The 22,148-nt window shown below is 62.9% G+C and carries 19 protein-coding genes; 5 read left to right on the forward strand and 14 right to left on the reverse strand.

Annotation, left to right across the window (positions count from 1 at the left end):
* Positions 1 to 46 precede the first annotated feature (46 nt).
* Complete coding sequence (locus EA795_RS10395) at positions 47 to 2,272, reverse strand: DNA internalization-related competence protein ComEC/Rec2 (protein WP_205891482.1); 2,226 nt, start codon at positions 2,270 to 2,272, stop codon at positions 47 to 49.
* Positions 2,273 to 2,465: 193 nt separating this feature from the next.
* Here EA795_RS10395 and EA795_RS10400 point away from each other — a divergent pair, with 193 nt between their 5' ends.
* Complete coding sequence (locus EA795_RS10400) at positions 2,466 to 2,981, forward strand: DUF2062 domain-containing protein (RefSeq protein WP_014853386.1); 516 nt, start codon at positions 2,466 to 2,468, stop codon at positions 2,979 to 2,981.
* A 13-nt stretch (positions 2,982 to 2,994) separates the two neighbouring features.
* On the opposite strand, the gene EA795_RS10405 is transcribed toward EA795_RS10400, so the two are convergent.
* From EA795_RS10405 to EA795_RS10415, 3 genes are read right to left on the reverse strand one after another with little or no spacing between them, the layout of a single operon-like run.
* Positions 2,995 to 4,239, reverse strand: coding sequence for a lipoprotein-releasing ABC transporter permease subunit (locus tag EA795_RS10405; protein ID WP_014853385.1), 1,245 nt, complete (start codon positions 4,237 to 4,239; stop codon positions 2,995 to 2,997).
* Positions 4,239 to 4,937, reverse strand: coding sequence for a lipoprotein-releasing ABC transporter ATP-binding protein LolD (gene lolD, locus EA795_RS10410; protein ID WP_014853384.1), 699 nt, complete (start codon positions 4,935 to 4,937; stop codon positions 4,239 to 4,241). The genes EA795_RS10405 and lolD overlap by 1 nt, the downstream gene beginning before the upstream one ends.
* Positions 4,938 to 4,944: 7 nt before the next feature.
* On the reverse strand, positions 4,945 to 6,192 hold the full coding sequence (locus EA795_RS10415) for a lipoprotein-releasing ABC transporter permease subunit (protein WP_122077052.1): 1,248 nt from the start codon (positions 6,190 to 6,192) through the stop codon (positions 4,945 to 4,947).
* Between the two features lie 104 nt (positions 6,193 to 6,296).
* Here EA795_RS10415 and EA795_RS10420 point away from each other — a divergent pair, with 104 nt between their 5' ends.
* From EA795_RS10420 to EA795_RS10430, 3 genes are read left to right on the forward strand one after another with little or no spacing between them, the layout of a single operon-like run.
* The gene (locus EA795_RS10420; RefSeq protein ID WP_122077309.1) at positions 6,297 to 6,866 is read left to right on the forward strand and encodes a PilZ domain-containing protein; all 570 of its coding nucleotides are present in this window, start codon (positions 6,297 to 6,299) and stop codon (positions 6,864 to 6,866) included.
* A 2-nt stretch (positions 6,867 to 6,868) separates the two neighbouring features.
* Complete coding sequence (locus tag EA795_RS10425; protein WP_122077054.1) at positions 6,869 to 7,174, forward strand: phosphodiesterase; 306 nt, start codon at positions 6,869 to 6,871, stop codon at positions 7,172 to 7,174.
* Complete coding sequence (locus tag EA795_RS10430) at positions 7,171 to 7,893, forward strand: glycerophosphodiester phosphodiesterase (protein WP_122077056.1); 723 nt, start codon at positions 7,171 to 7,173, stop codon at positions 7,891 to 7,893. Before EA795_RS10425 ends, EA795_RS10430 begins: the two co-directional genes overlap by 4 nt.
* A 153-nt stretch (positions 7,894 to 8,046) precedes the next feature.
* Here the strand turns inward: EA795_RS10430 and sthA are convergent, their stop codons facing one another.
* The 10 genes from sthA to EA795_RS10480 form a co-directional block, all read right to left on the reverse strand.
* A complete protein-coding gene (gene sthA, locus EA795_RS10435) occupies positions 8,047 to 9,441 on the reverse strand; it encodes a Si-specific NAD(P)(+) transhydrogenase (RefSeq protein WP_014853379.1) in 1,395 nt (464 codons plus the stop codon).
* Positions 9,442 to 9,618: 177 nt separating this feature from the next.
* Positions 9,619 to 9,843, reverse strand: a complete 225-nt coding sequence (gene nqrM, locus EA795_RS10440; protein ID WP_014853378.1) for a (Na+)-NQR maturation NqrM — start codon at positions 9,841 to 9,843, stop codon at positions 9,619 to 9,621.
* Positions 9,840 to 10,865, reverse strand: a complete 1,026-nt coding sequence (locus EA795_RS10445) for an FAD:protein FMN transferase (RefSeq protein WP_014853377.1) — start codon at positions 10,863 to 10,865, stop codon at positions 9,840 to 9,842. The genes nqrM and EA795_RS10445 overlap by 4 nt, the downstream gene beginning before the upstream one ends.
* Position 10,866: 1 nt before the next feature.
* Positions 10,867 to 12,090 carry an NADH:ubiquinone reductase (Na(+)-transporting) subunit F gene (gene nqrF / locus EA795_RS10450; protein WP_115028114.1) on the reverse strand — a complete coding sequence of 408 codons (1,224 nt, stop codon included), beginning with the start codon at positions 12,088 to 12,090 and terminating at the stop codon, positions 10,867 to 10,869.
* A gap of 15 nt (positions 12,091 to 12,105) precedes the next feature.
* Complete coding sequence (gene nqrE, locus EA795_RS10455) at positions 12,106 to 12,714, reverse strand: NADH:ubiquinone reductase (Na(+)-transporting) subunit E (protein WP_013983269.1); 609 nt, start codon at positions 12,712 to 12,714, stop codon at positions 12,106 to 12,108.
* Complete coding sequence (locus EA795_RS10460) at positions 12,714 to 13,388, reverse strand: NADH:ubiquinone reductase (Na(+)-transporting) subunit D (protein WP_170910719.1); 675 nt, start codon at positions 13,386 to 13,388, stop codon at positions 12,714 to 12,716. The genes nqrE and EA795_RS10460 overlap by 1 nt, the downstream gene beginning before the upstream one ends.
* Positions 13,385 to 14,173, reverse strand: coding sequence for a Na(+)-translocating NADH-quinone reductase subunit C (locus tag EA795_RS10465; protein ID WP_014853375.1), 789 nt, complete (start codon positions 14,171 to 14,173; stop codon positions 13,385 to 13,387). Before EA795_RS10465 ends, EA795_RS10460 begins: the two co-directional genes overlap by 4 nt.
* The gene (locus tag EA795_RS10470; RefSeq protein ID WP_014853374.1) at positions 14,166 to 15,377 is read right to left on the reverse strand and encodes an NADH:ubiquinone reductase (Na(+)-transporting) subunit B; all 1,212 of its coding nucleotides are present in this window, start codon (positions 15,375 to 15,377) and stop codon (positions 14,166 to 14,168) included. The genes EA795_RS10465 and EA795_RS10470 overlap by 8 nt, the downstream gene beginning before the upstream one ends.
* Before the next feature lie 3 nt (positions 15,378 to 15,380).
* Complete coding sequence (locus tag EA795_RS10475) at positions 15,381 to 16,718, reverse strand: Na(+)-translocating NADH-quinone reductase subunit A (protein WP_122077058.1); 1,338 nt, start codon at positions 16,716 to 16,718, stop codon at positions 15,381 to 15,383.
* Positions 16,719 to 17,060: 342 nt separating this feature from the next.
* The gene (locus EA795_RS10480) at positions 17,061 to 18,512 is read right to left on the reverse strand and encodes a glyceraldehyde-3-phosphate dehydrogenase (RefSeq protein WP_058075446.1); all 1,452 of its coding nucleotides are present in this window, start codon (positions 18,510 to 18,512) and stop codon (positions 17,061 to 17,063) included.
* Positions 18,513 to 18,672: 160 nt separating this feature from the next.
* Here EA795_RS10480 and mfd point away from each other — a divergent pair, with 160 nt between their 5' ends.
* Positions 18,673 to 22,116 carry a transcription-repair coupling factor gene (gene mfd, locus EA795_RS10485; protein WP_122077060.1) on the forward strand — a complete coding sequence of 1,148 codons (3,444 nt, stop codon included), beginning with the start codon at positions 18,673 to 18,675 and terminating at the stop codon, positions 22,114 to 22,116.
* Positions 22,117 to 22,148 lie beyond the last annotated feature (32 nt).

Below are 22,148 nucleotides of genomic sequence, written 5' to 3' on the forward strand. Positions count from 1 at the left end.
GCGCCACTCTAGCATAGGGTCGGCCTGCCTCCGTCGGTTGCCGTTCTCATTTTTCCCGCCAGAAGCGTGGTTCGTCACGCATTCTTCGCGCACCGTCAAACGCACCCAGCTGCAGGCTCAGCGCACCATGCTCGGCCGTATCGTGGAGTTCCGCGCCCGCGTTTTGCAGCCGCTTGAGCACCGCCGGATGCGGATGGCCGAACGCGTTGTGCCTGCTGCGTGAAATCAGCGCGCCATCCGCTGCCACGGCTGCCAGAAACACAGCGGACGAGGAGCTGTTGCTGCCATGGTGCGGCGCCAGCAGCCACCGGGCGTTCACCTCCATTTCGCCATCGACCAGCGCGCGCTCGGCCTGCGCGTCGATATCCCCGGTGAGCAGCAGCCGTTCGCCGGCCGCCTCGACCATCAACACGCAGGAGGCCTGGTTGCCGTTGGTCGCCTGCGGCCAGCGCCAGACACTGAAATTGACCTGATCCCATGACCAGCGCTGTCCGCTCCGACAGGAACGGGCAGCCAGCACCGCCGGCAGTCGTTCGGGTTCGCCGCTGAGCACGGCGCCAACCGGCATGGCCCGCTGGATTGCGAGCGCCCCGCCCGAATGGTCACTGTCGGCGTGGCTGAGCATCATCAGATCCAGCCGCGCCAGCCCCAGTTGGCGCAACGAAGGAAACACCACCCGCTCACCGATATCGAAATCGCCGTAGCGCGGCCCTGCGTCATACAGCAGCGCATGATCCCGAGTGCGCACCAGCACCGAAAGCCCCTGCCCCACGTCGAACACCCAGACCTCGGCACGTCCTTGCTCCGGTCTGCTGTCGGGTGCGAACAGCAGCGGTGCCAGCAGCAGCGCGCCCAGCATCCGCAGCGGCACACCGGCGGGCAGCAGCAGGATCAGGGTACCCAGTACCACGAGGCCCCACGCCCACAGTGGCAGCGCCGCCGCCAGCCAGGCCGGTTGCCAGCCGGCGATCAGCGCCAGAAGGTCGAACAGAATCGCCAGCAAGCCGCCGGCGAGCCATAGCAATGCCTCGCCAAGCCAGGGAATCCACAACAGGAAACTGCCGAGCAAGGCCAGCGGAACCACCAGCGCGCTGATCCAGGGAACCGCCAGCAGATTCGCCAGCGGCCCGCTCAGGCTGACCGGCAGGCCCAGCACCAGCATCGCCGGCAACAACCCCAGCGCCATGGCCCATTGCGCGTACAGCAACGCCCGCCACCATGAGGGAACGCCGAGCCGACCACGGAAGATCCAGATCAGCAACGCCACCGCGACGAACGACAACCAGAAACCGGGCTGCAGACTGGCCAGCGGATCGACCATTAGCACCCCGACCAGCGCGATCAGCAGCGGCAGCCAGACGCCAAGGTGGCGAAAGCGCAGGCGCCATAACAGGACGATCGCCACCATCAGGCAGGCCCGTCGGACAGGCACTTCGAAGCCCGCCAGCCAGCCGTAGCCGAGCGCACCGGCGAAGGCCAGTCCGCACGCCCAAGGCAGCCAGGGCAGACGCTGCGACCAGATACCCCAGCGAGCCAGCAAAAGCACCAGCGCATAAAGGAGGCCGGCCAGCATGCCGACGTGCTGGCCCGAGATGACCATCAGGTGCACCGTGCCGGTATCCTGCAGAACCCGCCAATCGGCCGTGGACAGACCCGAGCCATCCCCCACCACCAGCGCGGCGATGGCGCCCGCTCGGCCATGGGCCTCGACCGTCAGCAACCGCTGGCGCAGGCGGTCGCGCCAGGCACCGCTGCTTGCCGCCTCGGCAATCCGCTCCCCCGCCTTGATGGTGCCAGTGGCACCGATGCGCCGCGCCAGTAGCCAGGCTTCGTAATCGAAAGCGCTGGGATTGACCATGCCGCTGGGACGCTTGAGCCTGGCCGCCAGGCGCCAACGTTCGCCGCTGCGGATTTCCGGCCCGCCATACCAGGCCAGGCGTATCCGGGACGGCAGGCCGGCATGTCGGGAATGGATGTCCTCCAATTCGAACCGCACCACATCGCCGCGCCTGTCCGGCAACCCGGTCACCTGCCCTTCCAGCCAGAAGGTTCGCCCGTCGAGGTCTACCGGCAAACGGTCATCGAGCGCCCATTGAGCGTTGAGGCAGGCCCAGACCAGACCGAAAAGGAAGAACGCCAGCGGCCGCCAGCGAAACGGCAACAGCAGCAGGCCGACCAGCGCGAGCGCCAGCAGCCAGCCGAACGAAGGCAATTGGGGCAGAAAGCGCAGCAGCAACAGGCCTGCCGCGAGCGCCAGCATCCCTGCGCGCATGGTGTCTCTCCTGGAATCCATTCCGGAACGGTGGTGGTACCGCGCATGCGGCCGGCTTCGACGAATTTACGCTATCCAGGTCGTCCGTCGTGTAACGGCGCCAGGCATGGAAGACCAAATGTCACAAACTGCTGATAGGCCTCGAGCTCAACTCAGGCATAATTGGCAGGCTTAAGCCTGCCAGAGAGCCTTCATGCCGCGTCGTTTCTTCAAGCGCTACATGCCGCACCCCGACCGCATCAAGGGTAACAAGTCCCTGCGTTTTCTCGGCGCGCTGATTCACGATTCCAACCTTTGGCATCTCAATCGCCACTCGGTATCCCGTGCGATGGCGATCGGCCTGTTTTGGGCGATGATCCCGATGCCCATGCAGATGCTCGCCTCCGCCTTGTGCGCGATTCCGGCGCGCGCCAACCTGCCGATTGCCATCGGACTGGTCTGGCTGACCAACCCGCTGACCATGCCGCCGGTCTTCTATTGCAACTACAAGGTAGGCGCCTGGCTGATGGATACACCAGCCATGGCCATGCCGGAACATCTGACCCTCGCCTGGGTGGCCCAGATGCTGAACACCCATTGGCAACCGCTCTATCTCGGCTCGCTGGTCATGGCGATCGTCTTCGCCGTGCTCGGCTACAGCCTCACCCTGGCCTACTGGCGCTGGTGGGTGGGTCGCAGCTGGCGCAGGCGGCAACACAGCCGCCGCTGAGCTTCGCCAGCGATCATTCGTAACGCAGGGCTTCGGCCGGCTGGGTCTGTGCGGCGCGCCAGGCCGGATACAGCGTGGCCAGAAAGCTCAGGCCGAGCGCCACGGCCGAAACCAGAACCACATCCTCCAGGCGCAGCTCGGAAGGCAAGGTACTGATGAAGTACACGTCGGAGCTGAAGATCGCCTGACCCGAGACCCGCTCCAGCCAGCCGACCAGGGCGCTGACATTCAAGGCGCCGAGCACACCCAGCAGCGTGCCTATCAAGGTGCCGGTAAAGCCGATGATGCTGCCCTGGACCACGAATATGGCCATGATCTGTCGCGGCGTGGCACCCAGGGTTCGCAGGATCGCGATGTCCGCGCGCTTGTCGGCGACCACCATGATCAGGGTCGCGATGATGTTGAAGGCCGCCACCGCCACGATCAGCATCAGCAACAGACCGATCATGGTTTTCTCCATCTTCATGGCGCTGAACAGGCTACCCTGGGTGCGCGACCAGTCCTCGGCGTGGAACGCTTCGCCCAGTTGCGCAGCGATGCCACCGGCGATTTCCGGCGCCCGGTAGAGATCGCTCAGGCGCACCCGCACACCCTCCACCTGCTCCGGCTGCCAACGCAGCATCTGCGCCGCATCGGCGCGGTGGATCATCGCCAGGCTGCCATCCAGTTCGGCGCCGACCTTGAAAACACCGACCAGATTCAGACGCTGCATGCGCGGCGTGATGCCACTGGGCGAATCGCTGGCTTCGGGCACGATCAGGGTCAGTTTGTCGCCCAGCTTCAGGCCGAAACGACGCGCCGTCATCAGCCCGACGATCACTCCATACTCGCCTGGCTCGAGGTCTTCGAGCCGCCCTGCGACCATCTTCGAACCGACGATGGAGACATCGCCTTCCGCTTCGGGCTCGATGCCACTGACCTGAATCGGCTGCATCACACCGCGGAACGAGAACATACCCTCCAGCTGGGTGATGGGCGCCGCTCCCAGCACCTGCGGGTTTTCCCGTACGCGCTCGGCCACCGCCTGCCAGTCATCGAGCGGCTGCTCGGTCGCGAGCACCGCATGCGGCACCATGCCGAGGATGCGGCCGCTCATCTCGCGCTGGAAGCCATTCATCACCGACAGCACCATGATCATCGCCAGCACACCCAGCGACAGGCCGATCATCGAGGTCAGCGAAATGAAGGAGATGAAATGGTTGCGACGTTTGGCCCGCGTGTAGCGGCTGCCAATGAAGATGCTCAGCGGCCTGAACATCATTCGGCCACCAGCCGGCCGTCTTCCAGGCGCAGCACCTGATCCATCTGCGCAGCCAGCTGCGGGTCGTGGGTCACCACCAGGAACGCCGTGCGCAGCGTGGAGCTCAATTCGAGCATCAGGCTCTGGATGCCCTGGGCGGTGTGATGATCGAGGTTGCCGGTGGGCTCGTCGAGCAGCACCAGCGCCGGGCGGTTGGCCAGCGCCCGCGCGATCGCCACACGCTGCCGCTCACCACCGGACAACTCCGAGGGCTTGTGCGCCAGGCGATGCCCCAGCCCCACTCGCTGCAACAGCTCGCTGGCACGCTCACGCGCCTCGGGAATCGCCGTCTTGCCGATCAGCAGCGGCATGCACACGTTTTCCAGAGCAGTGAATTCCGGCAGCAGATGATGGAACTGATAGACGAAGCCCAGCGCCCGGTTGCGCAGCAGGCCGCGCTGCTTTTCGTTGAGCGCCGAGAGCTCCTCGCCAGCCAGCCAGACGCTGCCTTCGCTCGGCGTATCCAGGCCGCCCAGCAAGTTCAGCAAGGTGCTCTTGCCCGAGCCGGAGCTGCCGACGATCGCCACGCGCTGCCCCGGATACAACTCCAGTTGCAGCCCTGCCAGCACCTCTACCGATTCCGGCCCCTGCTCGTAGCGTTTGCCCAGGTTGCGACAGCTCAGCACCGCCTGCTCGTTCGAAGACCGCTCGTTCATAGCCCTTTCACTCATAACGTAACGCCTCGGCCGGTTGGGTGCGCGCGGCGCGCCAGGCCGGATACAGGGTGGCAAGGAAACTCAGCAGCAGTGCGGCGACGCACACCTGCACCACGTCCGCGGTCATCACCCGTGACGGCAGGTAGTCGATGAAATAGACGTCCGCACTGAGAAACTTGTGGCCGATCAGACGCTCCAGCGCCGCAATCCAGCTGCTCACGTTGAGCGCCGCGAATATGCCCAGCGACGCACCCACCAGGGTACCGACGACACCGATGACCGTACCCTGGACCATGAAGGTCGCCATGATCTGCCGGGGCGTGGCACCGAGGGTACGCAGAATGGCGATATCCCCGCGTTTGTCGGTCACCACCATGACCAGCGTCGAGACGATGTTGAAGGCCGCGACCGCGACGATCAGCAGCAGCAACAGGCCGATCATCGCCTTCTCCATGCGGATCGCCTGGTACAGGTTGCCGTGGGTGCGAGTCCAGTCGCGCGAATAGAAGTCGTCGCCCAGCTGGCCGGCCAGCGACCAGGCGATGCTCGGCGCCTGGAACAGATCGTCGAAGCGCAGGCGCAGCCCCTGGACCTGGTCAGGCTGCCAGCGGTGCAGGCGCGCCATGTCGGCGATGTGCGTCATCGCCACGTAGCCATCGATCTCGCCAGCGCCCACATGGAAGATTCCCCGGACCGTGAAGCGCTTCATGCGCGGGAACACGCCCGCCGGCGTCACCGTCACTTCCGGGGCGACGAAGGTCACCTTGTCGCCGACGCCGACGCCGAGCGTCTGGGCCGCCTTGTCGCCGATGACGATGCCGAAGTCGCCCGGTTCGAGGCTCTGCAGTGAACCTTCGCGGAAGAATTCGCCGATGATCGAGACATCCGGCTCGCGCTCCGGATCCACCGCATTGACGAGGATCTTGCTGACCTCGCCACGGTGCGTCAGCAATCCCTGCATCTGAATGAACGGCGCCACGGCCGCGACCTGCGGATGCGCCATCAGGCGCTGCCCCAGCGCCTGCCAGTCGCCGATGGGCTGCGGACTCTCGATAGTGGCGTGGGGCACCATGCCCAACACGCGGGTGCGCATCTCGTGATCGAAGCCGTTCATCACCGAAAGCACCACGATCATCACCAGCACGCCCAGCGCGAGACCGATCATGGAGGTAAAGGAAATGAAGGAAACAAAAAGGCCACGGCGCCTGGCGCGGGTGTAACGCGCTCCGATATATACGGATAGCGGTCTGAACATAGATCGACGGGTTCGCTTTCGCTGGCGGGAAGGAAGAGCAACTGACGACTGCTGTTGCCGGGCGGCCTGATACACTCGACTCATCAACCAACCCGGTGATCGACATGACCGAAGACACTGAAGATCGTCGCGAATACTACCGCATCGAGGACGTGGTCGCACTGCAAATCCTCCCCTCGGAGGAGGCGCAGACGGTCCCCGGATCGGGTTCGTCCCAGCTTTTCGATCTGCTCGGCGAACTTCATCAGCTCGATTTCGAGGCCCAGTATCTGCTGCGTCAGATAGCCGAGGGCAACCGCACCCTGGCCAATTACCTGAAGGTACAGAACAAGCGCATCGACCTGCTGGGCCAGGCACTGGCCCAGGGGCTGCTCAAGGACATCGGGCCGGTGCGGCCGGTCATACTCTCCGAAGGAGGCATCAGCTTCACGCACGATCAGCCGCTGGAGGAAGACTCGCACTGCCGACTGAAGATGGTGTTGATGCCTCAGGGCCTTGGCCTGCTGCTGCAGGCGCGAGTCCTCGGCTGCCAACCGCGCACTGACGGGCGGTTCGCCATAGGCACATCCTTCGAAGCGTTGACTGATGCACAACGGCAGCTCCTAGCACGACATATCCTGCAGAAACAGGCGACGGAACGCCGCCTGGCCCGAGAAACCCTGCAAGGAGACTGAGGATGCACCGCCTGTTCATCGCACTGTTCACGCTGACACTCACCACGCCATCGATCGCCGAGACCATCCGCATACCGGTGGGCCATCAGGGCCAGGCTGAAACGCCAATGCCCAGCCGTGGCCAGTCGAAAGCCAGCGTACTGGAGCGCTTCGGCCTGGCCGACCAGGAGCACCCCGCCGTCGGCAAGCCACCCATCAGCCGCTGGGATTATCGAACCTTCTCGGTCTACTTCGAGGACAAGCACGTCATCAACAGCGTGCGCCACCACCAACGCAGCAGCCCTCCTCAACAAGAGGTACCACAGTGACGTCGATCTACGGCCATCGCGGCGCCAAAGGTGAAGCACCGGAAAATACCCTCGTCGGATTCCAACGATGCCTGGAACACGGCGTGCGGCGCTGCGAACTGGATCTGCACTTGTCGCGCGACGGGGAGCTGATGGTGATCCACGATCCCACCCTGAAACGCACCACCGGGCGACGCGGCAAGGTGGTCGAGCACGATGCCGAAGAGCTGACCCGCTACGACGCACGCAGCGGCGGCCCGGGCTGGAAACAGCCCTGCCCCATTCCACGTCTGAGCGAACTGTTCGAGAAATGCGATTTCGAGCACTGGCAACTGGAAGTCAAGAGCGCCTCACGCGTTCGTGCGGCCCGAACCGTGCTGGCGATCAAGGCGCTGGCCGAGCGGCACCAGCTGCTCGATCGCATCACCGTCACCTCCAGCTCCCGTGAGGTGCTGCGCGCATTGATGCGCCTGACGCCGGAAATTCCCCGAGGCCTGGTTGCCGAATACACTTGGCTCGATCCGCTCAAGGTAGCCCGGCAGTACGACTGTCGGTTGCTGGCGTTGAAGTGGACGCTGTGCACCCCCGAGCGCATCGCCAAGGCCCAGGCACAGGGTCTGCACGTATCGGTATGGACGGTAAACGAACCCGCGCTGATGCGGCGTCTGGCCGATTTCGGCGTCGACAGCCTGATCACCGATTTCCCGGGCCTGGCTGTCGAAACGCTCGGCAAGGGATAAAGATTGAAGCTGGAAGCGCGGCGCTCAAGCTTCCGCTTTTTACTTCCAGCTCAGGCTTCCAACTGCTTCTACCTGATCAAAAGCTCTCCCGGTTTGGCCAGCGCCAGTTCCGGGAGTCATCTCCGACCGTCTCAGGCCACTGGTCGGAGCCGCTCAAAAAAGCCGGTTGAGCCCGTCGAACGCCGCGACGCGATAGGCTTCCGCCATGGTCGGGTAGTTGAAGGTCGTGTTGACGAAGTACTTCAGCGTATTCGCCTCGCCCGGCTGGTTCATGATGGCCTGGCCGATGTGCACGATCTCCGAGGCCTGGTAGCCGAAGCAGTGCACACCCAGCACTTCCAGCGTCTCGCGGTGGAACAGGATCTTCAGCATGCCGGCTTTCTCCGCGGCGATCTGCGCGCGTGCCATGCCCTTGAAGAATGCCTTGCCGACCTCGTAGGGCACCTTCGCCTGAGTCAGTTCGCGCTCGGTCTTGCCGATGGAGCTGATCTCGGGAATGGTGTAGATGCCGGTGGGCACGTCGTTGACGAAACGCCAGCTGTCATTGTCGACGATGCTGCCGGCGGCGGAGCGCCCCTGGTCGTAGGCGGCGCTGGCCAGCGAAGGCCAGCCGATCACGTCACCGGCTGCATAGATATTGCCGATGTCGGTACGGTAATGCTCGTCGACCTTGATCTGGCCCCGGCTGTTGACCTTCAGACCGATATTCTCCAACCCGAGCTTGTCGGTGTTGCCGGTGCGCCCGTTGCACCAGAGGAAGGCATCGGCCTTGATCTTCTTGCCCGATTTGAGATGCAGGATCACACCGCTATCCAGCCCTTCCACGCGCTCGTACTCTTCGTTGTGGCGAATCAGCACATTGTTGTTGCGCAGGTGGTAGCTGAGCGCGTCGGATATCTCGTCATCGAGGAAGCTGAGCAGCTGATCGCGGTTGTCGATGAGATCGACCAGCACCCCCAACCCGCTGAAGATGGACGCGTATTCGGAACCGATGACGCCCGCTCCGTAGATGATCAGGCGGCGCGGCGTGTGGCTCAGTGTCAGGATGGTGTCGCTGTCGTAGATGCGCGGATGGGAAAAATCGACATCCGCGGGGCGGTAAGGCCGCGAACCGGTGGCGATGATGAACTGGGCCGCGACCAGCCGCTCGACCATACCGTTCCCGCTGACGACCTCGACCGATTGCTCGTCGGAAAAACTGGCCGTGCCGAAAAAGATATCGATGCGATTGCGCGCATAGTAGCCGGTACGGGAAGTCACCTGCTTCTCGATGACGTCTTCGGCGCTTTTCAACACATCGGGAAAGGAGAACCAGCGCGGTTCGCCGATCTGCCGGAACAGCGGGTTGGTGTTGTACTGCATGATCTGCCGCACCGAATGACGCAGCGCCTTGGACGGAATGGTCCCCAGGTGAGTGGAGTTGCCGCCTACTTTTGGCCGACTGTCGACTACGGCGACCTTGCGCCCCGCCTTGACCGCATTCATCGCCGCGCCTTCACCCGCGGGCCCCGAACCCAGTATCACCACATCGTAGTTATAGACAGCCATATGAACTCCCCCGAAACAGGCGACAGGGAGTGTCCTGTCACCCTTGACGAAAACCTCGAAGCCGGACGCGTGCGCCCGCTTCGCCTTTCTCGATACGCCGCAGCGCACCTCGGCATCGGCTAATTCGCAGACCTGATGCCAATGGTTACCGGCTGCAGCTCCTCGAGCTATCGATCCTCAGGATCGGGTCGCGTCATATGCGAGCCCGCCCTCGTCATCCTTGCCGGCATTCACCTCTTCACACTTCTCGCGGCTGCCGCCACAGATCGAACATTCCTTTTCGATCCCCAGGTTGGCGATACCGCCGCACGAGCCTGCAATCGGCTTGCGGCCCATGATGACGCCGATGGCCATGCCGAACACGACAAGTACCATCACGAGAAACACGATCAACCAGGTCATTGCTCTGCTCCCGCACCGAACAGCTCATCGAAGGCTGCGGTGCTTTTGCTGATGAATTCCTGCTCTTCATGAATCACGAAGAGCGCTGCGATCCTGTGCTCCGCGGCATACGCCAGGCCACGTTCCGGCCCCAGCACCATCAGGACGGTAGACAACCCGTCCGCGCGCAGTGCTGATGGATCGACGACCGTCACGGCCGCCAGGCGATGCTCGATCGGGGCACCGGTTTGCGGATCCAGCGTATGCGAGTAGCGCTTGCCATCACGCTCGAAATAATTGCGGTAGTCACCCGAGGTGGAAACGCCATAGCCATCGAGCTCGATGACGCGCTGCGCCACACGCTCATTATCCCGCGGCGCTTCGATGGCGATCCGCCACGGCGCGTCACCCGGCTTTCGGCCTCGTGCCTTGAGCTCGCCAGTGATTTCCACCAGATAGCTTTCGACCCCGAGCGCTTCCAGCCTTTGCGCCACCAGATCGACAGCGTAACCCGCAGCGATGCTGTTGAAATCGACCTCGACGGCCGCATCCTTGCACAGCTGCTCGCCGACAACCTGCAGATGCCGGTGACCGACAGTCTCGCGGGCCCTGGCAATTTCCTCGGCAGAAGGTACCTGCTCACGGCGCCCCTGCGGGCCGAACCCCCAGAGGTTGAGCAGCGGCTGAATGGTCAGGTCCAGTGCGCCGTCGCTTTCCTGCGACAGCTGCTGCCCAGCCAGCACGAGCTCGCGGGCGGACTCGGGCATGGCCATGCACTGCCCTGCCGGGAGGGCATTGAAGGCTTCGATATCCGAATCGGCGCGGTAGGTCGACAACTGCTCGTCCAGCTGGGCCAGAATCGATTCGGTCTCGCGCTGCAGTTGTGCCTTGGCAGCCGCACCATCACTGGCAACGTACTTCACCGAGTAGGTACTGCCCATGGTCGGGCCACCGAAGTCTTCTACCTTGTCCTGAAACAGACAACCCGTCAGGGCTGCCGCCAGGGCGACAGCGATGACGGGTTGGAGTGACGCTCGGCCCATGCTAGCCGCCGAAGTCATCGAGCAGGATATTCTCCGGCTCCACGCCCATATCGGTGAGCATCTTGATGACCGAGGCGTTCATCATCGGCGGGCCGCACATGTAGAACTCGCAATCCTCCGGAGCCGGATGGTCCTTCAGGTAGTTCTCGTACAGCACGTTGTGGATGAAGCCGGTCGGACCTTCCCAGTTGTCTTCCGGCAATGGGTCGGACAGCGCCAGGTGCCATTTGAAGTTCTCGTTCTCGGCCTGCAGCGTGTCGTATTCATCGACGTAGAAGGCCTCACGCATGGAGCGAGCGCCGTACCAGAAGCTCATCTTGCGCTTGGATTTCAGGCGCTTGAGCTGATCGAAGATGTGCGAGCGCATCGGCGCCATGCCGGCTCCACCGCCGATGAACACCATCTCGGCATCGGTGTCCTTGGCGAAGAACTCACCGAAGGGGCCATATACGGTGACCTTGTCACCCGGCTTGAGACTGAACACCCAGGACGACATCTTGCCTGGCGGCAGGTCGTCGCGCCCTGGTGGCGGCGAAGCCACACGGATGTTGAACTTCACCAACCCGCGTTCTTCCGGATAGTTGGCCATGGAATAGGCGCGGATGGTGGTTTCGTCGACCTTGGAGACATAACGCCACAGGTCGAACTTGTCCCAGTCGGCGCGGAACTCCGGCTGGATGTCGAAATCCTTGTAGGCGACGGTGTGTGGCGGGCATTCCAGCTGCACGTAGCCGCCGGCACGGAAATCGACGTTCTCGCCTTCGGGCAGCTTGAGGGTCAGCTCCTTGATGAAGGTGGCCACGTTGGGGTTGGACTCCACCGTGCATTCCCATTTCTTCACACCGAAGACTTCTTCCGGCACCTCGATCTTCATGTCCGCCTTGACCGGGGTCTGGCAGGACAGGCGCCAGCCCTCACCCGCCTCGCGACGGGTGAAGTGCGACTCCTCGGTAGGCAGCATCTCGCCGCCCCCGCTCTCGACGATGCACTTGCACTGCGCGCAGGTACCGCCGCCGCCACAGGCGGACGAGAGGAAGATGTTGTTGGAGGCAAGTGTCTGCAGCAACTTGCCACCGGCAGGAACGGTAATGGTGCGTTCGCCGTTGATCTCGATGCTGACGTCGCCGCTGGAAACCAGCTTGGCGCGTGCCGCCAGGATGATCACCACCAGCGCGAGCACGATGGCGGTGAACATGCCGATGGCGAGGAAAATTTCGTAACTCATCTGTTCATCCCGTCCTTAGAGCTGTACGCCAGAGAATGACATGAAGCCCAGCGACATCAGGCCGATGGTGATGAAGGTGATGCCCAGCCCCTGCAGGCCATCCGGTACATCGCTGTACTTCAGCTTCTCGCGGATACCCGCCAGCAAGGCGATGGCCAGTGCCCAGGACAGACCCGAGCCCACGCCATACACCACACTCTCGCCGAGGTTGTAGTCGCGTTCGACCATGAACAGCGTGCCACCCATGATGGCGCAGTTCACGGTAATCAGCGGCAGGAACACGCCGAGGGCGTTGTATAGGCTGGGTACGTATTTATCCAGCAGCATCTCGAGGATCTGCACGATCGCCGCGATCACGCCGATGTAGCTGAGCAGGCCGAGGAAGCTCAGATCGACGTCCGGCAGACCGGCCCAGGACAAGGCCCCGGCCTTCAGCAGGTAGGCGTAGATCAGGTTGTTGGCCGGTACGGTAATGGCTTGCACCACGATGACCGCGATACCCAGACCGATTGCCGTTTCCACCTTCTTCGAGATGGCGATGAAGGTGCACATGCCGAGGAAGAACGCCAGGGCCATGTTCTCGATGAACACGGCGCGGACGAACAGGCTGATGTAATGCTCCATTAGTAAGCCTCCTTGTTAGAGACTTGCGGGGCCATCTTGAACGATGGCTTTTCGAGCTGCTCCTTCTTCCAGGTACGAATGCCCCAGATGATCAGGCCGATCAGGAAGAAGGCCGAAGGGGGAAGCAGCAACAGGCCATTGGGCTGATACCAGCCGCCATCGTTGACCACCGGAATGATGGTGTAACCCATCAGCTTGCCGGCACCGAACAGCTCGCGGATGACCCCCAGGACGATCAGCATGGCGCTGTAGCCCAGACCGTTGCCGATACCGTCGAAGAACGACACCACGGGCGGGTTCTGCATGGCGAATGCTTCCGCCCGGCCCATCACGATGCAGTTGGTGATGATCAGGCCGACGAACACCGACAGCTGCTTGGACAGCGAATAGGCATAGGCCTTGAGCACCTGATCGACCACGATCACCAGCGAGGCGATGATCACCATCTGCACGATCATGCGGATCGAACTGGGGATCTGGCTGCGGATCATCGAGATGAACAGGTTCGAGAACCCGGTGACCAGCGTCAGGGCAATGGACATCACCAGCGCGGTCTTCAGGTTCGAGGTGACCGCCAGGGCCGAACAGATGCCGAGGATCTGCAGGCCGATGGGGTTGTTATTGAAGATCGGATCGAACAGAACTTGTTTGATAGTGGGTTGCGACATGCTCATGCCTCCCCTGTGCGCAGTTTAGCGATAAAGGTGCCGAAGCCGTTCTCGCCCAGCCAGAAGTGCAACAGGTTGTTCACGCCGTTGCTGGTCAGGGTCGCGCCTGCCAGGCCGTCGACCTGATGATCTGCCTTGGCGCTCTGCGGATCTACGTTGCCCTTGACGATCTGTATGGCCAGCTTGTCGTTGTCGTCGAACAACTCCTTGCCCGTCCACAGACCACGCCATTTCGGATTATCGACTTCGCCACCGAGACCGGGGGTTTCGCCATGCTGGTAGAAGCCAAAGCCGGCGATGGTATCCAGGTCACCCTTGACGGCCATGAAGCCGTACAGCGTGGACCACAGACCATAACCCCGCACCGGCAGGATCAGCGTGTCGAGCTGGCCATCTTCTTCCACTATATAAACAGTGCTGTAACGCTCACGGCGCTTGATGGAAGCGATGTCTTCCGAACCGGGAAGCGCCTCGGAGAGTGCCGGATCCTTCGCAGCCACGAGCGGGTCGAAGGTCTGCGGATCGAACTCGTCGCTGAACGTGCCGGTTTCCAGATCGACCAGCTTGGCGATGATTCGCTCGTTATACAGCGCCTTGACCTGATTGGCGGACATGCCCGCCTCGCCCAGCCCGGCGATCGCCAGGATGCTGCGCTGCTTGTCCAGTTGGCGGTTCTCCAGTTGCGTCGGGCGCAACGCCACCGCTGCGCCAGCAACGAATACCGAGCAGACCAGGCAGACCAGCAAGGCAACCGTCAATGTACGGACGGTGGATTCTTTTTGACTAGACATTGCGTGCCAGCCTCCGCTTGATATTGGCCTGGATGACGAAGTGGTCGATCAACGGTGCGCACAGGTTGGCGAACAGGATCGCCAGCATCATGCCTTCCGGGAACGCCGGGTTAACCACGCGGATCAGCACGACCATCACACCGATGAGGATGCCGAACACCCATTTCCCGGTGTTGGTCATGGAGGCCGAAACCGGATCGGTCGCCATGAAGATCAGACCGAAGGCGAAACCACCCACCACCATGTGCCAGTGCCACGGCATGGCGAACATCGGGTTGGTATCCGAGCCGATCATATTGAACAGGTAGCTCAGGGCGATCATGCCGATCATCACACCGGCAACGATTCGCCAGGAAGCGATCTTGGTCAGCAGCAGCACCGCACCACCGATGAAGATGGCCAGCGTACTGGTCTCGCCGATCGAACCGTGCATGGTACCGATGAAGGCGTCCATCCAGGTGATGCCGTTGTTGACCACATTCTCGATGCCGCCGGCGAAGCCGAGGCTCAGCGCGGTGGCGCCGGCAAAGCCGTCCACCGAGGTCCACACCATGTCGCCGGACATCTGCGCCGGGTAGGCGAAGAACAGGAAGGCACGACCGGTGAGCGCCGGGTTGAGGAAGTTCTTGCCGGTACCACCGAAGACTTCCTTGCCGATCACCACGCCGAAGCTGATGCCCAGCGCCACCTGCCACAGCGGAATGCTCGGCGGCAGGATCAACGCGAACAGCACCGAGGTGACGAAGAAGCCCTCGTTGACTTCATGCTTGCGGATCGAAGCGAACAGCACTTCCCAGAAACCGCCGACGATGAAGGTCACCGCGTAGATCGGCAGGAAGTAGGCCGCACCCTGGATGAAGTTATCCCACAGGCTGCCCGGGTCGAAGCCGGCCAGCGCGCCGATCAGCGCGAAGCGCCAGCCTTCCTGCGCCGCCAACAGATCTGGGCTCTGCGCGAAGATCAGGTTGGCCTGGTAACCGGTGTTCCACATGCCGAAGAACATCGCCGGGAAGGTGCACAGCCAGACGGTGATCATCATGCGCTTGAGGTCGATGCCGTCACGCACGTGCGCGGTGGTCTTGGTGACGCTGCCCGGACGATAAAGGAAGGTATCGGCGGCTTCGTACAGCGCGTACCACTTTTCGTACTTGCCACCCTTTTCGAAATGGTGCTCGATCTTGTCGAGGAATGCGCGAATGCCCATGCCTTACCCCTCCTTCTCGATGCGGGTCAGATTGTCCCGCAGGATCGGGCCGTATTCGTATTTGCCAGCGCAGACATAGCTGCACAGCGCCAGATCTTCTTCGTCGAGTTCCAGGCAGCCGAGCTTCTGCGCCACCTCGGTGTCGCCCACGATCAGCGAGCGCAGCAACTGGGTCGGCAGAATGTCGAGCGGCATCACTTCCTCGTAGTTGCCCACCGGCACCATGGCGCGCGGGCTGCCGTTGGTGGAGGTGGAGAACGCGAATTTCTTGCCGGCGTTGAGCTTGGAAATGAAGATATTGAGTACCGAGTGCTTGGTCCGTCCCAGCCGCATGTAGTGCAGCATCTCGCGTTCCTTGCCTTCACGCAGGCAGGACACCTGCTGGTGATAGCGACCGAGATAGGCGAAGGCGCCATGCGCCGTACGACCACCCAGCAACGAGCCGGAAACGACGCGATTGGCGCCAGGCTGCAGTTCGCCAGCGCTCAGCTCGTCCAGGTTGGCACCCAGACGGGTGCGCACCAGGCGCGGATTTTCCACCACGGGGCCGGCCAGCGATACGACGCGCTCGACCGAGAGGCGCCCTGTCGTGAACAGCTTGCCCATGGCGATCACGTCCTGATAGCCGATGCTCCAGACGCTCTTGCTGGCGCTCACCGGGTCGAGGAAGTGAATGTGCGTTCCGGCCAGGCCCGCCGGGTGCGGGCCCGCGAAGGCTTCGGTCTGCACCTTGGTCAGGCTCTCGCCCGGCAGGGTGCTTTCCGGCGCTTTGCACAGGAAAACCCTAGCCAGATTGCCGAGCACCTTGAGCCCCGCTTCGAAATCAGCCGCCTGCTCGGCGATGACCACGGCCGGATCGGCTGCCAGCGGATGCGTGTCGATGGCCGTCACGAAAATCGAATTGGGCGTTGCGTCGACCGCCGGCACCTTGCTGTAGGGGCGGGTGCGCAGCGCGGTCCACAAACCGGACTGCTGGAGATTCTCACGCACCTTGGCCTCGCCGATGCCGTCCAGCTCGGCGCTCGGATACTGCGCGAAGGTCAGCTCGTCGTCGCCTTCGAGATCAATCACCACCGATTGCAGCACACGCCTTTCACCGCGATGAATCGCGCTGACGACGCCTGCGCCTGGCGCGGTGAAGTGGACGCCCGGCGTCTTTTTGTCGGAGAACAGGATCTGCCCCAGCTTCACTCGATCGCCAACCTGGACTTCCATGGTCGGCTTCATGCCGGGGTAATCGAACCCTACTACGGCGACGCTTCGCACAGGCCTGCCGGCCTCTATACGCTGCGTCGGCGCCCCTGCGATGGGCAAATCGAGCCCACGTTTTATATTGATCATCGGTTCGCCTAACCACTGATTTTTAGAAACTTAGGAACTCCGACGACTAGCGCAAAGTCCAATTGCGCAACGCGCGCCAATACGGTATTGGCGCGACGCTATGTCGCAGAGTCGAGGTAGAAATCCGCCCGATTATAGAGGCCGCGACCCCGCACTGGCCACCCAAGCCATTCCAATTTTTTGACTGGCGACAAGTGCATAGCGATGTCGAACCTATCGATGAGCCGATAATCGATAGCGTCCCTTCGCTTCACCTTCTCTCATCATCCAGACGCTCAGCATCACCTTCCGGCAGGCAAAAAAAACGGGAACCGAAGTTCCCGTTCTTTCGCTGACGTTGCCTCAGCGCGGGAAGGCAGGCGGGTTGACGCCAGCCATGTCTTCCATCACGCGCACCACCTGGCAGCTGTAGCCGAACTCGTTGTCGTACCAGACGTAGAGCACGACACGGTTGTCGCTGCAGATGGTCGCTTCGGCATCGACGACACCGGCATGACGCGAACCGACGAAATCAGTGGAAACAACTTCCTGCGAATTGACGAAGTCGATCTGCTTTTGCAGGTCCGAGTGCATGGCCATCTGACGCAGGTACTCGTTGATCTCGTCGCGACTGGTGGCCTTCTCCAGGTTCAGGTTGAGAATCGCCATGGAGACGTTGGGCGTCGGCACGCGGATCGCATTGCCGGTCAGCTTGCCCTTGAGCACCGGCAGCGCCTTGGCCGCGGCGGTGGCGGCACCGGTCTCGGTGATGACCATGTTCAGCGCGGCGCTGCGACCACGACGACTGCCCTTGTGGAAGTTGTCGATCAGGTTCTGGTCGTTGGTGTAGGAGTGAACGGTCTCGACGTGGCCGTTGACGATACCGTACTGGTCGTTGACCGCCTTGAGCACCGGCACGATGGCGTTGGTGGTGCAGGAAGCCGCGGAGATGATCTTGTCGTCGGCGGTGATTTCGCCATGGTTGATGCCATGCACGATGTTCTTCAGCTCGCCCTTGCCCGGCGCAGTCAGGACGACGCGCGCGACGCCAGGGCACTTGAGGTGCTGGCCGAGACCTTCGGCGTCGCGCCACTTACCGGTATTGTCCACCAGCAGCGCGTTCTCGATGCCGTACTGGGTGTAGTCCACCGAAGCCGGATCGTTGGAGTAGATCACCTGGATCAGGTTGCCGTTGGCGGTGATGGTGTTGTTCTCGGCATCGATATGGATGGTGCCGTCGAACGGGCCATGTACCGAATCGCGGCGCAGCAGGCTGGCGCGCTTGACCAGGTCGTTCTCGGCGCCCTTGCGCACGACGATGGCACGCAGGCGCAGGCCGTCGCCGCCACCGGTCTTCTCGATCAGGATGCGCGCCAGCAGGCGGCCGATGCGGCCAAAGCCGTAGAGCACCACGTCGGTGCCCTTGTGGCCCGCGGCGGTGGTGCGCTTGCCGGCGACTTCGGCCAGCTCCTCACGGACGAACTGGTCCAGAGTGCGGCCATTGCCTTCGGCCTTGAACTTGCCCACCAGCTTGCCCAGGTCCACCGAAGCGGCGCCCAGGTTCATCTCGCTCATGGTGGTCAGGATCTGGTGAGTCTCGTGGACGGACAGTTCCGCCGCGTCGGCCTGGCGGTGGCGAGCGAAGCGATGTGCCTTGAGAATGGCGATCACCGAGCGGTTGATCAGGCCACGGCCGTAGATGGAAGTCACCACGTTATTGTTGCGGTACAACTGACCAATCAGCGGAATCATCGCTTCAGCGAGCGCTTCGCGGTCAATCCATTCACCAAGACACTGGTCGGGCTTCTGAGTCACGGGCAGTTCCTTCCAACATGTAGGGGCAGAGAAAAAGGGCTACATTATGCCGTCGCACCCCAACTCGGGCAATTGCAACGGACGAAACACTGACAGCCGTACCCCGCGATAGTTACAATCCCGGCGGTCCATTTTTACTGACCCGGAGTCACGTCCACTCGTGTCCGTACTGCGCCTTCCGCCCATGCCTGCCGCCAGCGGCAAGCAAACCTGGGGCAATCTTCCCGGAGCCGCGCTGAGCCTGGCCATCGCCGAGTCCGCCAGCAGCGCAAAGCGCTTCACCCTTCTTCTCACTGCCGACAGCCAGAGCGCCGAGCGCCTCAAGGAAGAACTCGCCTTCTTCGCCCCCGAGCTGCCGGTGCTGCATTTCCCTGACTGGGAAACGCTGCCCTACGACGTGTTCTCGCCGCACCAGGACATCATCTCCCAGCGCATCGCGGCGCTCTACCAGCTGCCTGAACTGACCCATGGGGTACTGGTAGTTCCGATCACCACTGCGCTACACCGCCTGGCGCCCAAGCGCTTTCTGCTGGGCTCCAGCCTGGTGCTGGACGTCGGCCAGAAGCTCGATGTCGAGCAGATGCGTTCGCGCCTGGAAGCCGCGGGTTATCGCTGCGTGGACACGGTGTACGAGCATGGCGAGTTCGCCGTGCGCGGCGCGCTGATCGACCTGTTCCCGATGGGCAGTACCCTGCCCTATCGCATCGATCTGTTCGACGACGAGATCGAGACGCTGCGCACCTTCGACCCAGAAAACCAGCGCTCCATCGAAAAGGTCAATTCGGTGCGCCTGCTGCCGGCCCGCGAATTCCCGGTGAAGAAGGAATCGGTCACTGGCTTTCGCGCACGCTTCCGTGAGCGCTTCGACGTGGATTTCCGCCGCTGCCCGGTCTATCAGGACCTCTCCACCGGCATCACACCGGCGGGCATCGAGTACTACCTGCCGCTGTTCTTCGACGAGACCTCGACCCTGTTCGACTACCTGCCCGAGGACACTCAGGTGTTCTCCCTGCCGGGCATCGAGCAGGCCGCCGAGCAGTTCTGGAAGGATGTGCGCAACCGCTTTGAGGAACGCCGCGTCGATCCCGAGCGCCCGCTACTGCCGCCCACCGATTTGTTCGTACCGGTGGAGGACTGCTTCGCCCGTCTCAAGTTGTGGCCGCGCGTAATCGCCAGCCAGGAGGATGTGGAAACCGGCATCGGCCGTGAGCGCTTCCCCGCCAGCCCGCTGCCGGAGCTGGCCATCGAAGCCAAGGCCAGCGAACCGCTGGGGGCGCTGCGGCGCTTTCTCGACGAATTCCCCGGTCGCGTGCTGCTCACCGCCGAATCGGCCGGTCGCCGCGAAGTACTGCTGGAACTGCTGGCCCGCCTGAAGTTGCGTCCGCAGGAAGTCGATGGCTGGCCGGCATTCCTGCAGAGCAAGGAACGCCTGGCGATCAGCATCGCGCCGCTGGACGACGGCCTGCTGTTGCAACAGCCGCAGCTGGCGCTGATCGCCGAAAGCCCGCTGTTCGGCCAGCGCATCATGCAGCGCCGCCGGCGCGAGAAGATCCGCGATGCCGGCGAGAACGTCATCAAGAACCTCACTGAGCTGCGTGAAGGCGCACCAGTGGTGCATATCGACCACGGCGTGGGCCGTTATCAGGGTCTGATCACCCTGGAGATCGAAGGCCAGTCGGCGGAATTCCTCCAACTGCAATACGCCGAGGAAGCCAAGCTCTACGTGCCGGTAGCCAGCCTGCACCTGATCGCCCGCTACACCGGCAGCGACGACGCCCTGGCGCCGCTGCATCGACTCGGCTCCGAGCAATGGCAGAAAGCCAAGCGCAAGGCCGCCGAACAGGTACGCGACGTTGCCGCCGAACTGCTGGACATCTATGCCCGCCGCGCCGCCCGGCAAGGCTATGCCTTCCAGGATCCGCAGCTGGACTACGACACCTTCAGCGCCGGCTTCCCCTTCGAGGAAACCCCGGACCAGCAGGCGGCCATCGACGCGGTGCGCGCCGACCTGCTCGCGCCGAAACCCATGGATCGCCTGGTCTGTGGCGATGTCGGCTTCGGCAAGACCGAAGTGGCCATGCGCGCGGCCTTTATCGCCGTTCACAGCGGCAAGCAGGTCGCCGTACTGGTCCCCACCACGCTGCTCGCCCAGCAGCACTACAACAGCTTCCGCGACCGCTTCGCCGACTGGCCGGTAAAGGTCGAGGTGATGAGCCGCTTCAAGTCGGCGAAGGAAATCCAAGCGGCGGTAAACGAACTCGCCGAAGGCAAGGTGGACATTCTCATCGGCACCCACAAGCTGCTGCAGGATGATGTGAAGTTCACCAACCTGGGGCTGGTGATCATCGACGAGGAACACCGTTTCGGCGTGCGCCAGAAGGAGCAACTCAAGGCGCTGCGCAGCGAGGTGGACATCCTCACGCTGACCGCCACACCGATTCCACGCACCCTGAACATGGCCGTGGCCGGCATGCGCGACCTGTCGATCATTGCCACACCGCCGGCACGCCGCCTCTCGGTGCGCACCTTCGTCATGGAGGCCAACAAGCCGACCATCAAGGAAGCACTGCTGCGCGAGCTGCTGCGCGGCGGCCAGGTCTATTACCTGCACAACGATGTGAAGACCATCGAGAAATGCGCCGCCGACCTCGCCGAACTGGTGCCCGAGGCGCGTATCGGCATTGGCCACGGGCAGATGCGCGAGCGCGAGCTGGAACAGGTGATGGGCGACTTCTACCACAAGCGCTTCAACGTGCTGGTGGCCTCCACCATCATCGAGACCGGTATCGACGTGCCCAGCGCCAACACCATCATCATCGAGCGCGCCGACAAGTTCGGCCTGGCCCAGCTGCACCAGCTGCGCGGCCGCGTCGGCCGTAGCCACCACCAGGCCTATGCCTACCTGCTGACGCCGCCGCGCAAGCAGATGACGCCAGATGCGGAAAAGCGCCTGGAGGCCATCGCCAATGCCCAGGACTTGGGGGCCGGCTTTGTCCTGGCCACCCACGATCTGGAAATCCGCGGCGCTGGCGAACTGCTCGGCGAAGGCCAGAGCGGGCAGATCCAGGCGGTCGGCTTCACCCTCTACATGGAAATGCTCGAACGTGCGGTCAAGGCCATCCAGAAAGGCGAACAGCCGAACCTGGACCAGCCGCTGGGCGGTGGCCCGGAGATCAACCTGCGCATTCCGGCGCTGATCCCCGAAGACTATCTGCCGGACGTGCACGCGCGACTGATCCTCTACAAGCGCATCGCCAACGCCACCGACCAAGACGGCCTGAACGAATTGCAGGTGGAGATGATCGACCGCTTCGGCCTGCTGCCGGAACCGGCCAAGCACCTGATCCGCCTGACGCTGCTCAAGCTGCAGGCCGAGAAGCTCGGCATCACCAAGATCGACGCCGGCCCGCAGGGCGGGCGCATCGAGTTCGCCGCCGATACGCCGGTCGACCCGATGGCGCTGATCAAGCTGATCCAGACCCAGCCCAAGCGCTACAAGTTCGAGGGGGCGACGGTGTTCAAATTCCAGGTGCCCATGGAGCGGCCCGAAGAGCGCTTCAACACGCTGGAAGCGCTGCTCGAACGCCTGGCACCCGCGGAATGAGGCAATGCCACGGGTCGCGACGACCCTGGCGC

This window comes from Stutzerimonas nitrititolerans (assembly GCF_003696285.1).
Taxonomy (GTDB): Bacteria; Pseudomonadota; Gammaproteobacteria; order Pseudomonadales; family Pseudomonadaceae; genus Stutzerimonas; species Stutzerimonas nitrititolerans.

What these genes read in the sequence shown, in the direction of transcription:
- EA795_RS10395 (WP_205891482.1), bottom strand. Translation starts at nt 2,272, where the DNA reads ATGCGCGCAGGGATGCTGGCGCTCGCGGCAGGCCTGTTGCTGCTGCGC.
- EA795_RS10400 (WP_014853386.1), top strand. Translation starts at nt 2,466, where the DNA reads ATGCCGCGTCGTTTCTTCAAGCGCTACATGCCGCACCCCGACCGCATC.
- EA795_RS10405 (WP_014853385.1), bottom strand. Translation starts at nt 4,239, where the DNA reads ATGTTCAGGCCGCTGAGCATCTTCATTGGCAGCCGCTACACGCGGGCC.
- lolD (WP_014853384.1), bottom strand. Translation starts at nt 4,937, where the DNA reads ATGAACGAGCGGTCTTCGAACGAGCAGGCGGTGCTGAGCTGTCGCAAC.
- EA795_RS10415 (WP_122077052.1), bottom strand. Translation starts at nt 6,192, where the DNA reads ATGTTCAGACCGCTATCCGTATATATCGGAGCGCGTTACACCCGCGCC.
- EA795_RS10420 (WP_122077309.1), top strand. Translation starts at nt 6,297, where the DNA reads ATGACCGAAGACACTGAAGATCGTCGCGAATACTACCGCATCGAGGAC.
- EA795_RS10425 (WP_122077054.1), top strand. Translation starts at nt 6,869, where the DNA reads ATGCACCGCCTGTTCATCGCACTGTTCACGCTGACACTCACCACGCCA.
- sthA (WP_014853379.1), bottom strand. Translation starts at nt 9,441, where the DNA reads ATGGCTGTCTATAACTACGATGTGGTGATACTGGGTTCGGGGCCCGCG.
- nqrM (WP_014853378.1), bottom strand. Translation starts at nt 9,843, where the DNA reads ATGACCTGGTTGATCGTGTTTCTCGTGATGGTACTTGTCGTGTTCGGC.
- EA795_RS10445 (WP_014853377.1), bottom strand. Translation starts at nt 10,865, where the DNA reads ATGGGCCGAGCGTCACTCCAACCCGTCATCGCTGTCGCCCTGGCGGCA.
- nqrF (WP_115028114.1), bottom strand. Translation starts at nt 12,090, where the DNA reads ATGAGTTACGAAATTTTCCTCGCCATCGGCATGTTCACCGCCATCGTG.
- nqrE (WP_013983269.1), bottom strand. Translation starts at nt 12,714, where the DNA reads ATGGAGCATTACATCAGCCTGTTCGTCCGCGCCGTGTTCATCGAGAAC.
- EA795_RS10460 (WP_170910719.1), bottom strand. Translation starts at nt 13,388, where the DNA reads ATGAGCATGTCGCAACCCACTATCAAACAAGTTCTGTTCGATCCGATC.
- EA795_RS10465 (WP_014853375.1), bottom strand. Translation starts at nt 14,173, where the DNA reads ATGTCTAGTCAAAAAGAATCCACCGTCCGTACATTGACGGTTGCCTTG.
- EA795_RS10470 (WP_014853374.1), bottom strand. Translation starts at nt 15,377, where the DNA reads ATGGGCATTCGCGCATTCCTCGACAAGATCGAGCACCATTTCGAAAAG.
- EA795_RS10475 (WP_122077058.1), bottom strand. Translation starts at nt 16,718, where the DNA reads ATGATCAATATAAAACGTGGGCTCGATTTGCCCATCGCAGGGGCGCCG.